The sequence below is a fragment of the Pseudarthrobacter sp. CC12 genome (genome assembly GCF_039907755.1).
Taxonomy (GTDB): domain Bacteria; phylum Actinomycetota; class Actinomycetes; order Actinomycetales; family Micrococcaceae; genus Arthrobacter; species Arthrobacter niigatensis.
Map to the genome: position 1 here is coordinate 1 of NZ_JARDJH010000032.1, position 11415 is coordinate 11415.

The following is an 11415-nucleotide window of genomic DNA, read 5'->3' on the forward strand; positions in this document are numbered from 1 at the left end:
CTGCGGCAGACGGCGATCACGGGGACGGCCGGGTCGAGCTCGCCCAGGCGGGCCTGCAGCTGGCCCATGGGGATGTGCAGGGCGCCGGGGATCATGCCTTCTGCGACTTCGAAGTCCTCGCGGACGTCCAGGATCCGGGCGGTGGAACGGCGCTGTTCGGTTTCGGTGATGGTGATTTCAGCCATGGGGGTTCTCCTTCGGGCTTAGCAGGGGTGGGTTGGGTCAGGCGGTGATGGTTCCGGCGGTGACCCATGCCGCGACGGCGAAGATGAGCACCGCGAATGAGATGCGGATGTGTTTGTCGTGGAGGTGGCGGGCAAGCCGTGCGGCGACCAGCGATCCCACGATTGCCGGGATGGCGAACGCCAGGGTGGTGGCCCAGTCGATGGTGTAGCCGGCTGCGTGGGCGCTGAACCCGGCGGCGGAGTTGACCACGATGATCGCCAAAGATGTTCCTACGGCCTGCTTCATGCGCAGGCCCAGGAAGATGGTCAGCGCGGGAGTGATCAGGAAGCCGCCGCCCACGCCGAGGAGTCCGGTGAGGAACCCGACCAGCAGGCCCACTCCAACGGCCTTGGGGGCGCAGGACCGGAAGGCCCGGTTGGGTCCAACGCTGCAGGAGCCCTCGCTTTCGCGGGGTTTGCTCAGCATCCGGATGCCCGCAACCACCATGATCACGGCGAAGGCCAGCATCAGGATGTTCGGATCCAGCAGCTTGCCCACGGCCGCGCCGGCCCATGCTGCCGGAATCCCGGCGGCACCCACCAGGGCGATCACGGGCCAGTTCAGGCCTTCCCGCAACCGGGGAAAGAGTGCTGCCAGCGAGGAGATTCCCACAACCAGTAGCGAGGTGGGAATGGCCTGGGCGGGGCTCATGCCCACGCCGTACACCAGGGCTGGAACGGCGATGATGGACCCGCCGCCGCCTACTACGCCCAGTACGACGCCGACGACGAGCCCCAGTCCCAGGGCCGCGATCATGCCGCTGCGCCCTTTTCAGCCGGCTGAACGGGAAGCTGCAGGATGGCGCTTTCGCGGGTGGGTTCCGTGGCTGCCTTGTTCCAAGGCATCGCGGACAGGGCCTTGCCCATGGCGCAGGTGTTGGTCGCGGCCGAGAAGGTCAGCCCGGTGCCGATGGCACCTGCCAGCATGCGGACCTTGGGGGAGACGAACTTTCCGCCGGCCAGGCCGAGCATCACCAGGGAGCCGGCGGCCAGGCGGACCTGCCGTTCCAGGTCCCAGCGGTCTTTGCCCTTGACTACGTCGCCGCCGGCGGAGGCGAAGCCGGGGACACCGCCGGTGAGCACGTAGGCGGTGTCCAGGCCGACTGTGGCCATGCGCTGGCGGGCCTGCTCGGCGCGGACGCCGGACTGGCAGACCAGGACCACCCGTGAGCCAAGCCTGGCGGCGAGTTCGTCGGTGTGCTCGGAGAGCAGCGGCAGCGGCACGTTGTAGGAGCCGCGGATGTGCATGGACTCGAATTCAGCGGCGGAACGCACGTCGATCACCACGAGGTCCTGGTGCTCTTTGATCCAGGACTGGAGGGTCTCAGGTGCGAGTGCGGTAACAGCGGTTGCCTTGGCGGGGGAAGTCATAAGTGGCCTCTCGGAAGGGGTCGGGTGGATACCCCCATAAGTATTAGACATACCCCTGGGGGTAGTCAAATACACCCCCTAGGGTATATGCTCTAGGAACTGTTTACCTCTCTCTCATTCCGGAGAACATCATGGAACTGAACCCCACCGAACTCACCCCAGTGATCAACCGCCTCAAGCGCGCCCAAGGCCAGCTGGCCGCCGTCACCCGGATGCTTGAAGAAGGCCGGGACTGCAAGGACATCGTCACCCAGCTCGCAGCCGTGTCCAAGGCCCTTGACCGCGCCGGTTTCGCCATCATCGCCACCGGCCTGGAGCAGTGCATTGTCCAAAAGGATGAAAGCATGGGGACAAAAGACCTGGAGAAGCTTTTCCTCTCCCTCGCCTAACCAGCCCGCTCCAACAGCGGACCTAAAGCAACGGACCGTCCGGCAACTTTGAGGAGCATCCATGACCTACACCCTGGCCACCACCGTCCCCCTTCCCTGGGCCGAAGCGCTGGAACGCACGCGCAGGGCCCTTGCCGCGGAGGGTTTCGGGATCCTGACCGAAATCAACGTCCGGTCCACCTTTGAAGCCAAGATTGGCGCCGAGGCCGCGGACGCCGTCGGGGACTATGTCATCCTCGGGGCCTGCAACCCGGCCCTTGCCAGCCGTGCCCTCGCCGCTGAACCGGAAATGGGTGCGCTGCTGCCCTGCAACGTGGTGGTGCGCCGCCAAGCCGGTGACCAAGAGACCACAGTTGAGGCGATCGACCCGCAGGCCATGGTCCAGCTCAGCGACGCGCCCGCCGTCAAGGACGTCGCGGACGACGCCGGCACCCGCCTCCGCAAGGCCCTAGCCGCGCTCAGAGACACAACGGAGTAAAAGATGCCAACCAACGGAACGACCGCAGAAGCCACGAAAGCGGGCAAGGGCCTTCTTATTCACGCCGCCGGCCCGCTCGAACCGGACACCCTGGCCGGTATTCTCCGCAGCGCCACGAACGCCCGCGCAGCACTCCACCCTGAGGCGGGCATTGAAGTGGTTATCCAAGGGCCAGGCGTGAAACTCCTCGCAGCAGGCTCCCCAGCCGCCGAAACTGTCACAGACGCCCGGCAACTGGACGTGAGAATCATCGCCTGCGGCAACAGCATGCGCTCAGCGGGCTTGGAAGAAAAAGACCTCATCCCCGACATCGGCACAGTTCCCGCGGCCATCGCCCACCTGGCCCAGCGCCAATGGGACGGCTGGGCCTACGCCAGGCTCTAACACCAGGCGGATCTGCGGACGCCTCCGCCCCGCCGGACAAAGGGAGCCACCTTTCCTGCAGGCTGATGTGCACCTCTGCAGGCGGCTTCCGATTATCCGTGCAGCAACTTCCAGAGGCTGACTGGAGGGTGAAAGGCTTGCAGCTGAACGTATACATCGCCAGCGCCTCGGACGGGTTCTACACGGCCAAGGCGGTGCAGATGCCCGAGCTGTCCGCTCATGCGCGGACGCTGGAGGAAATCCCTGAAGCGGTCCGCTCCGCGGCTGCCGCCGTCACCGGGCAGCCGGCCAACTTTTTCGACGTCGTCATCGACTTCTGACAGGACCCGGGCCCGAGGTTTTCAGTAACGTGCAAGAGCCGGCCCTCGGCGGTGAAGGGGAATTCCGAAAACGGCTCATCGACGCCAGCAAATGGCCAACACCTGCTAACCACCAGTCCCCAAGTACCCTCGAAGAACCAGGCCTCAGGGCGGCGGACCGCTGAATCGGCTAGGGTGCGGGCGACGCGCAGGTGCGGACGAACCGCTCGACGCGGGCTACCTGGTCTTCTGTCAGGCCCTGCCCGGGGTCTGGTTGCTCCAGGTGTACCGGCTGGTCGTGCCCGTGCGCCCAGGCCCGGGCGTCTGTGCCGAGGACGTCATCGATCCACACGACGGAGTCCCATCCGGCCTCCTCCGCGGCGCCCATCCTGTACAGCCACCGCTTCACCGAGGTCAGTTTCGGCGTTGGTACATCAGCGTCAGCCTGGCGGAACACCATGGTGACCCGCAGCGGCTCCCTGTCGAACTCCAGCTGAGCCTCCAGTCCGGCGATCATGTCGGCGGGCCAAGTTGATACCCAGGCGATGCGTCCGCTGCGGGCCAGCCGGCGGACCAGAGCACGCTTATCGTTGGCGAGGCGAAGCAGCGGCCGATCCCCGCCGCTGCCAGGACATATGGCAGGGTTGAGCACCCCGTCTATATCCAGCAGGATGACCGGCTTCATGGTGTATTCCCCCAAGTCGGTGCGAATGGGTTGATTCTATGTCCAACACCACCTGGCAGGATGCATTCCCCACACCCGAAATGAACTGGCTAAAGGACAAGCCCCTGGTGGAACCGGGCTCATCATCTGGCCGGGCGTGTCCCGAAGGCCGACACTCCACCCCGTTACGGCCCCACCAGCGTCCTGCCTGAGCCATTTCTGGGAAATCGATCCGGCTAGGGTTTCAAGTGTCCGGTAAAGCACCGGCGGCTGACGAGACGCGCCGAGTGTAGCGGCTTGGCATCGGTTGATTCCGCTCGTAAATGGCTGGGGCGCCTCATGGCGGCGGGGTTATGCTGCGGATATGGGGAACGAGGGGGAAGTGAAGGTCCAGCCGCGCTCGATGTTTGGTCGCAGAGCGTTGTTCGCGCTGTCAGTCGCTCTGCTGGCATTCCTGCTCTTGTCCATCCTGGTACAGGTGTGGGTATTGCCGAAGGCGGTGGAGAGGGCGGTTTCGCTTTTTCCTGAAGTAGGTCCACTCGCTGTCTCGGCCATTCTCTGGGGTATTTGCGCGATCCTCTGCTGGCAGGTCATTGCCGTGATAGGGCTGCAGCTGGTCCGCCGCGCGCTCGAACCAAGAGCCGACTCATCAGCTCACAAGTGGTTCGGCGCGGTAATCGGATGCCTCCTCGCATTCGTCGCGCTCGTTGCGTTGGCCTTCATCGCACTGAACGCAGCAGGCTACACGCCGCCAGGGGTGATGCTGGGGCTTGTCGCGGGAGGGCTCATTGCGCTGGTTTCAGCGGGAGCTCTAACCCTTCTTCTTGGAAATAGCCCGTCACTGCGCGTGTACTCGCAGAATTAGACGGACGACGCCGGGTTGCCCTCCGTTTGGAAGCTCCCTTAATCGACGTCGCGGCGGTGATCAAAGCGCCCGTGGAAGGACCGGCTAACGGGCAGCTTCAAAACCTGGCCATAATGAACAAGCTCAAGTGACCATGCGCCCCGCGGAGACGACGGAACAGAGCTAGACTCGCTCTCACAACTAGGTTGGGGGACCAAGTGAGTACACCTACAAACGCGACTCGCACAGCAACCCATCGACTGAACAAATTGGCCATTGCATCGATTGTTCTTGCTGTCCTGGCAGCATCGGGGTTATGGGTTTTTGGAGTCGCTGTTCTTGCTGTTTTTGCAGTGGGCGCTGGGCACGTTGCCCTGAACCAAATCCACGTCAGGGACGAGCGAGGCAAAGGGCTAGCAATCGCTGCTCTCGCCGTTGGGTACGGCATTGCCATACTGGCACTAATCAGCACCTTGGGGTTCATACCGAGCCTCGTCCAACAGCTGTCGCAGTAATTGCATTCAGATAAAGGATGGGGCATGGACTTTGACGCACCTGTTCCTGATCCTCTATCGGGACGATCCCCGTGCAACCCAAGTCAATGCAATCAGCACGGCGCTGCCGCCCTGTGGCGACAGCTCATTCGGAATTGTGGTCCTCAAGACGAACTAGGACACTGCCGGGTTGCTCTGACTTGGTACCAAAGTTGATGTCGAATTTCTTGGCTTGAGGTCTGAGCACTAGGAAAACGGTTCCGTCCGACGCATCCCCTACTCGTTGAACAACGGTCGCTGACTCCGAGGGAGTTACGGAGTAGTCCGTCCCATCGTGGCAAGTAGCAGTTAGCTGTAGGTAGACGTTTCCGGACATGCTGGTGTGCTCCACGATGGTGGACTCGCTGAGGTTGGCGTGAACGACAGAGGGAACTGCGCGTCCCCTGCTGATGACCTCGCCGCAAAGCCACACTCGAGCCTCGGGGTCAATGAAGATGTCAGGACTCTTTGGCGGGGTTGTGCCGGAGAATGAGCATGAAACCGTCGTGAGAACGATCGAAGTCGTGACCAGGGCGATTTGAAGGGGCTTTGGAATATTCACTTTGTCGCTGCCAGACATCTGGTCCCCCAACCTAGTTGTGAGAGCGAGTCTAGCTCTGATCCCTCGTCCCTGCGGCGCCCTGGTCATCTAACTTGTCCGTCAGGGCAAGGTTCGAACCCGTCCCGTAATCCGGTGGCTCAGCGGGACACTGAGCGTCCGATAGAGGATCCCTCGGCGTGCAAATTTCCCCTTTCTGGGACCTGCCGCTGGGCGTCGTCAGGGCATTCGATTGGTCCGAGTTAGAAGGCGCGCGACGGTGGGGTATTTGGCAGCCGTGTAGTCACTCCAGCCCGAGGCTGCGTCGGCTGCAATCTTCTTGGCCTCAAAGTATTCGGCGCGGGCCGCCGGATCTTCTCTGAGCAGATCGCGGAATGCGATGCGTGCAGACCATTCAGTGCCTTCGAATGCGACGACGTGCACCACGGATTCCCGATGGCGGCGGCTTGGCCACGCGAGCCAGCAATGGCCGGGCTTCATCCCCTCGAGGTCGAGCCCCGCCATTTTCAGCGCCCGGGCTGCATTTTGAACGCTCGAAACCTTGACCCCAACGATCACGTCTATGACATCTTTCGCCGGCAGGTCGGGCACGGAAGTCGAACCCAATGTGTTCGCAGTGGGCTTCGGGGAGCACTTCGAGGATCGCCGCGGCGAACCGGGCATAGTGGTCCGCCCATTCCTCGAATCTGCTCGCCACAAGTGTCACCGGCTGTTCGTCGTCCATCCGTCCGATTCTGGTCCCGATGGTGTCTGCACTCTTTGAGGCCACGCCGCTGCCGCCTTGGGTGGCGCCCGATAGGCCCTCTAAGGTGTTGCCACAGTTGGGACCCGCTTGGTGCTGGATCGAGGACCTGAGCTCGCAAGTCACGGACAGGGCAGCACCAAAGGTCTCGCATGCCGGGTCGTGTCAGCAGACTCGCCCGTAAGCCGGTCGATCACCGTGCCCAGGAAACGCGCCGCTACGTTCGTCAGTTTCAGAAGTCGTCTGCACCGTCATGCATTTTTTCAACAGTCGTTTGCACCAAAGACCGAGCTGCGGGACTGCAACTGCTTCAGGGTTCGAGGCCCGGACCCAGCGGTACAGCGTGGGCACCGAGACCCCGAGGCTGGCAGCAACTTCCTTGGGCGGCGTTCCCTAGCTGAGGAGCTTCCGAGCTGAGCGGATCTTGGCCTCAATCATTACACGCTTGCGTCCGCCGACCCGGCCCTGTTCGCGCGCTGCCTGGAGGGCCGCCTGGGTGCGTTCGACCATGAGTTCGCGTTCCATCTGCGCCAGGGAGGCCATCACGTTGAAGAAGAAGCGTCCGGAGGCGGTGGTGGTGTCGATCGAGTCGGTGAGGCTGACAAAACCAATTCCGCGCTCAATGTCCAGGGCGAGCCCGAAACAACGGTCAGTGGACTTTGCGCCGAGCTAGAAGTCACCCGCCAGACGCACCACAACGACTCGTACAGGAACGTCGGCTCGAAGAATCCTAAGACCACAGGCGCCCCGGACGCGTCCGTCGCGGCGATCCCGGAGGCAGGGTCCACCTGGTGGATCTGGAGCTTCCATGGCAGGGTGCTGGGGTCGCCGTAGAGTTCGTTGTTGAACCAGTTTCCCCAGCGGCACAGCGCCTGGGCGAAGAGGACGCCGGGGGCGACGGCGTCCAGGAAAGCGACGAAGGAGACCTTCAGCCTGCGGCAGCCGATCCCGGCGCCGGCGCAGCCAAAGGCGACGGCACCCCAGATGCCGAGGCCGCCGTCCCAGATGGCGAGGGCGTTCCACGGGTTCCGACCGGGGAGGATATACAGTTCGGGGTCGGTGATGACGTGGTAGATCCGGCCGCCGATGAGTCCGGCCGGAATCGCCCAGAGGCAGATGTCCACAGCACCTGACCCGGTTGGCCGCCGCGCTGCTGCCAGCGCCGGGACCCGAGCCAGAGGGCGAGTGCGATGCCGGCAAGAATGCACAGCGCGTAGAAGTGGATGGTCAGCGGTCCCAGATGGAACGCACTGACGGTCGGTGATGGGATGAATGACTCTGTTGGAGCCTACGCAGCCATGGCATCCTGCCGGATGGTGAACGGGGAACGTGAAGGCTAAGCCTATGGTTCGGCGCGGCCGGGCGGTAATTGCTCCGCTGTCGTGCTGATCAGTCGGCGGAACCTGTCATCGCTCGGTGGCCTCCGCCCAACGTGCCGGCGGCGCGGACGATGTCGGGGTGGGGGGTTCATCAGGCGAGCGGTGCGCGGTCGTGGTGCCGGTACGTGGTCGTTATAGAGCGTTGCTGGAAAACGGCGGGTAGCTGGAGATTATGTAGTCGGCGGCGGCGGGACCTGCGATTCTTCGTCGAGTCTTGCCTGGTTCTACTCCGTGGTGTTGGAGCGCGTCGCGGAAGTGGCGGGCCTCGAGGGGGCTGATGCGATGCAGAATGCACCAGCTGGTGTAGAGCCCGTAGAGGCAGTCGGACCCGAGGGGTTCCTGAGTCTGGTCCGGAATTGTTGCTTCCAGGAGAAATTGCGTGATGTGTGAGGTGGGCATATCGCCTCATTCTGCGCGTGTGCGTTCTTTCCACCGGACTGCTTCAGAGGCTTCCACCGCACCCTGCACCTGGGGGCGGGGATCCGGCCCCGAAGGGCATATCGGATACACGCGAATCTACGTGGTGTACTTTGGCACCGTCCACTTTCCAGTGGACGGTGACTACGGCATTTTTGTGGCTGCCCGGAGGCCGGTGGCTGTGCTTCGCATTCGGAGCAGAAATTGTGCCCATTTATCGTTCGTGCGGCAAAGGCCAGCGGCTCCTGCACTCCACTCTGAGTCAGCCTCCAGACTGTACCGGCGCGTCTCCCCTGCAAGGCCACGGATTGGAGCTCGATTTCCTGGCGCGAGGTGCCCTGGCGGCCATGTGGTCGAGGCGGGTGACTTTTCCACCCTACGATTGCCGGCGGGCCGCCGCCGGCGATTTTGTTCGCAGGGCCAGTGACGGGTATGGAATGCCGCCCTCTTGCGGCCCTTAGTGGGTTCCCGTTACCCATGTTGGGTTTCCGTCGGGCCGGTAGATGACTGCGTTTCCGTCGTCCTGGATGACGAGCCGGCTTCCGGGGTTGTTGTCGGTTTCGGTGTCCCACACGTATTCGTCGTGGGGGCCGTAGAGGACTAGGTTCCCGTCGGGCTGCATGATGCATGCCCCGGCGCCGCGGCCGTTGGTCCCGGAGTCCCACAGGGGTCCGTCGGGGCCGTAAAAGACGAGGTTCCCGTCAGTCTGGTAAAGAAGTCCGTAGAGCCCGTTGGCGGATCTGATTCCGTGGGTGGGGGTGAGTGTTGATCCTGACTGCAGGACGTGGGAGTCGGCGCTGCCTGGCGGCTGGCATGTTTCTGTAGCCCACAGCGGGGAACCGTCGGGCCGGTAGATGACTGCGTTTCCGTCGTCCTGGATGACGAGCCGGCTTCCGGGGTTGTTGTCGGTTTCGGTGTCCCACACGTATTCGTCATTGGGGCCGTAGAGGACTAGGTTCCCGTCGGCCTGCATGATGCATGCCCCGGCACCGCGGCCGTTGGACCCGGAGTCCCACAGGGGCCCGTCGGGGCCATAAAGGACGAGGTTCCCGTCCGTTTGATAGTGCAGCCGGTAGCGGCTGTTCGGAGAGGTTGCTGCGGAGCCGGGGCGGAGTGCTGTTTCCGGGTGCAATGTCATGGCCGTTCCCCGTCGGTTGTGGTGATGAATCGTGGACGCATCTCCGGGCGTTGGTTTACGGCGGCCCGGTCCGGAGGCGGAGACAGCGGTGCGCGGGTTTGGATCAGGTGGTGTCTGAGTACAGCGATGTGGTCGCCGGGGTGGACGGCGAGCAGACTGCGCAGCCGGTGCCTGGCGGGTGCGGCTGTTGGGTCCGTTCCTGACAGGACGGTCCGGATAATGTCCTCCGCCTGTGAGTCCAGTGTCATGGAGGTGTCGTCATCACGTTCTGCGTGGCTGGCATTTGCCTCAGTCAGTGCAGTCAGGGGTTGCTGAGAACTCATGGGGTTATCCTTCTTCTTTTTCTTCTTCTTCGATTGCGGACGCTTCGGCTAATCGGTTTTGATCTTTTGTCCGCGCATGGACGGGCGGGGCCGTGCGGCCGGCCGGTCGCCTGTCCCTGCCGCGCTTGGGTGGTCAGTTGCGGCGGCCGTCTGTACGCGTCATCGATGACGATCCCTGAATTGTGCAGGTTTTGACTGGTGCCGGCCTCCGGCCCGTGGCGGGAGTTTAGGTGGTCCCGCCGTGCCGGGCGATACGTGGCGGCCGGAGGTGTTGCTTTGGGCCGCCCGGAGGTTTGGCTTTGGACCTTTTTCGAACGTACCACGCGGCCGCGGCGGCGGTAAGGGCTGCCAGCAATGCGATGGTTGCTGTGGGGCCGAAAGTTTTGGCTGCCGTGAGGTAGGCGCTTCCGGCGAAGTAGCCGGCGAGGACCACGGCGGCACCCCAGGTAGCGCCGCCGGCGATGTTGAAGGCCAGGAACCGGCGGTAGGGCATGTGGGAGAGCCCGGCAAGGGCGGGCATGACAGCGCGGAAGAACGCGGTGAACCGGCCCAGGAACACGGCGGATCCTCCCTTGCGGGCAAGCAGGTCCCGGGCGCGGTCCAGCCCGGCACGGCGTTTTTGGAGTAAGGAGATTTCCAGGATTCGGGATCCGAAACGGCGTCCGATCTGGTATCCGGCGGTGTCCCCGCCGATAGCGGCTGCGATGACGAAGACCAGGACCAGCCAGAGCTGCAGGTGGTGCTGGCTGGCCAGGACCCCGCCGAGGACGGCTGCGGTTTCCCCGGGCAGGATGAAACCGATGAAGAAGGCGTCTTCGGCGAAGACCAGCGCACTGATAATCAGGTAGGCGGGCAGGGGCCCGGCGTTGCGGACGGCGTCGATGATCCAGGTCATGAGCTGGCCCTCTGCTGTCGGTCCGCCGGGCGCGGAGGTCCGGGGCAGGCAGCCGGGTTCGGGCTATTAGGGATCTGCATGATGGTGCCTCCTGCGGTTTCGTTCCGGTACTACCAGCATGGCTGGCGGTTCCTGAGGGCGTCCTGAGTCTTATTCCTGCACCAGTGCTTGACCGGTAGGGGGTTAGTCGATTTTTTCTCCGGTGCCTTTGGCTTTCGTGGCGGTGGCGGTGACCGGGGCGAGTCCGGGTGCGGCGGCTTCGACGTTGATTTTTACTTCGTTCGTGGAGGTTCGGTAGAGGCTGTATTTGTTCTCCGGGTAGTGCCCGGTGCCGGTGGCGTTGTCGAAATACACTGTCGCTGACGTATCAGGTGCCAGGGTCAGCCCGTCGAGTTTCTGGTAGTAGGACTCTGTCTGTCCGGTGGCGGTGTCTTTCATGGTGTAGTACACCTCCAGGCCGGTAAGCGGCGCGGGGGTGGAGTTGCTCAGGGTGAACTGAAGGCGGTCCGGGACTGCGGCGTTGGTTTGAGGGTCGGTGTTGTCTTCGGCCTTGGCCTTGCTGATGGTCAGTCCGGTGGCGGTCCCGGTGGCGGTGATGGGGTTTTTTGTCACGGGAAGTACGGTCGCTGCGGGGCCGGCCGCGGCGGTGCCGGTGGTGCCGGCCGTGGGGCTGCCGGGGCCGGAGGCCCCTTGCCAGATCAGGATGGCGGCCAGGATGGCGATGGCGATGAGGGCCAGAGGGAGGATTTTTTTAAGGGCGGGCGTTTTCATTGTTC

General features: G+C 63.6%; 14 protein-coding genes and 2 pseudogenes. 5 read left to right on the forward strand and 11 right to left on the reverse strand.

What is annotated here, in order from left to right:
- From PV772_RS18020 to PV772_RS18030, 3 genes are all read right to left on the reverse strand, one after another.
- The coding region (locus PV772_RS18020) for a rhodanese-like domain-containing protein (RefSeq protein WP_347887048.1) at positions 1-185 on the reverse strand (185 nt) is incomplete at its 3' end.
- Between the two features lie 37 nt (positions 186-222).
- Positions 223-981, reverse strand: a complete 759-nt coding sequence (locus PV772_RS18025; protein WP_347887049.1) for a sulfite exporter TauE/SafE family protein — start codon at positions 979-981, stop codon at positions 223-225.
- Entirely contained in the window at positions 978-1595 is a 618-nt protein-coding gene (locus PV772_RS18030; RefSeq protein ID WP_347887050.1) for a rhodanese-like domain-containing protein, read from the reverse strand. The genes PV772_RS18025 and PV772_RS18030 overlap by 4 nt, the downstream gene beginning before the upstream one ends.
- A gap of 131 nt (positions 1596-1726) precedes the next feature.
- Between PV772_RS18030 and PV772_RS18035 the strand changes: the two genes are divergently transcribed.
- The 4 genes from PV772_RS18035 (at position 1727) to PV772_RS18050 (ending at position 3166) form a co-directional block, all read left to right on the forward strand.
- Positions 1727-1984, forward strand: coding sequence for a metal-sensitive transcriptional regulator (locus PV772_RS18035; protein ID WP_347887051.1), 258 nt, complete (start codon positions 1727-1729; stop codon positions 1982-1984).
- Between the two features lie 61 nt (positions 1985-2045).
- The gene (locus tag PV772_RS18040; RefSeq protein WP_347887052.1) at positions 2046-2462 is read left to right on the forward strand and encodes a DUF302 domain-containing protein; all 417 of its coding nucleotides are present in this window, start codon (positions 2046-2048) and stop codon (positions 2460-2462) included.
- Positions 2463-2465: 3 nt separating this feature from the next.
- The gene (locus PV772_RS18045; RefSeq protein WP_347887053.1) at positions 2466-2846 is read left to right on the forward strand and encodes a DsrE family protein; all 381 of its coding nucleotides are present in this window, start codon (positions 2466-2468) and stop codon (positions 2844-2846) included.
- Between the two features lie 137 nt (positions 2847-2983).
- Positions 2984-3166, forward strand: a complete 183-nt coding sequence (locus PV772_RS18050; protein ID WP_347887054.1) for a hypothetical protein — start codon at positions 2984-2986, stop codon at positions 3164-3166.
- Between the two features lie 169 nt (positions 3167-3335).
- Here the strand turns inward: PV772_RS18050 and PV772_RS18055 are convergent, their stop codons facing one another.
- Positions 3336-3830 carry an HAD domain-containing protein gene (locus PV772_RS18055; protein WP_347887055.1) on the reverse strand — a complete coding sequence of 165 codons (495 nt, stop codon included), beginning with the start codon at positions 3828-3830 and terminating at the stop codon, positions 3336-3338.
- 343 nt (positions 3831-4173) lie between these two features.
- Between PV772_RS18055 and PV772_RS18060 the strand changes: the two genes are divergently transcribed.
- Complete coding sequence (locus PV772_RS18060; protein WP_347887056.1) at positions 4174-4674, forward strand: DUF2975 domain-containing protein; 501 nt, start codon at positions 4174-4176, stop codon at positions 4672-4674.
- 1290 nt (positions 4675-5964) lie between these two features.
- On the opposite strand, the gene PV772_RS18065 is transcribed toward PV772_RS18060, so the two are convergent.
- From PV772_RS18065 to PV772_RS18095, 7 genes and pseudogenes are all read right to left on the reverse strand, one after another.
- Positions 5965-6336, reverse strand: coding sequence for a GrpB family protein (locus tag PV772_RS18065; RefSeq protein ID WP_347887057.1), 372 nt, complete (start codon positions 6334-6336; stop codon positions 5965-5967).
- Positions 6337-6805: 469 nt separating this feature from the next.
- A pseudogene (locus PV772_RS18070) lies at positions 6806-7114 on the reverse strand (recombinase family protein); the annotation flags it as partial.
- A 59-nt stretch (positions 7115-7173) separates the two neighbouring features.
- Positions 7174-7757, reverse strand: a pseudogene (locus PV772_RS18075) (prolipoprotein diacylglyceryl transferase family protein); the annotation flags it as partial.
- A 983-nt stretch (positions 7758-8740) separates the two neighbouring features.
- Positions 8741-9421, reverse strand: a complete 681-nt coding sequence (locus tag PV772_RS18080) for a curculin domain-containing protein (RefSeq protein WP_347887058.1) — start codon at positions 9419-9421, stop codon at positions 8741-8743.
- Positions 9418-9744 carry a hypothetical protein gene (locus tag PV772_RS18085; RefSeq protein WP_286404819.1) on the reverse strand — a complete coding sequence of 109 codons (327 nt, stop codon included), beginning with the start codon at positions 9742-9744 and terminating at the stop codon, positions 9418-9420. The genes PV772_RS18080 and PV772_RS18085 overlap by 4 nt, the downstream gene beginning before the upstream one ends.
- Before the next feature lie 226 nt (positions 9745-9970).
- Positions 9971-10639 carry a DedA family protein gene (locus PV772_RS18090; RefSeq protein ID WP_347887059.1) on the reverse strand — a complete coding sequence of 223 codons (669 nt, stop codon included), beginning with the start codon at positions 10637-10639 and terminating at the stop codon, positions 9971-9973.
- 183 nt (positions 10640-10822) lie between these two features.
- The gene (locus PV772_RS18095; protein WP_237429491.1) at positions 10823-11410 is read right to left on the reverse strand and encodes a hypothetical protein; all 588 of its coding nucleotides are present in this window, start codon (positions 11408-11410) and stop codon (positions 10823-10825) included.
- Between the last annotated feature and the right edge of the window lie 5 nt (positions 11411-11415).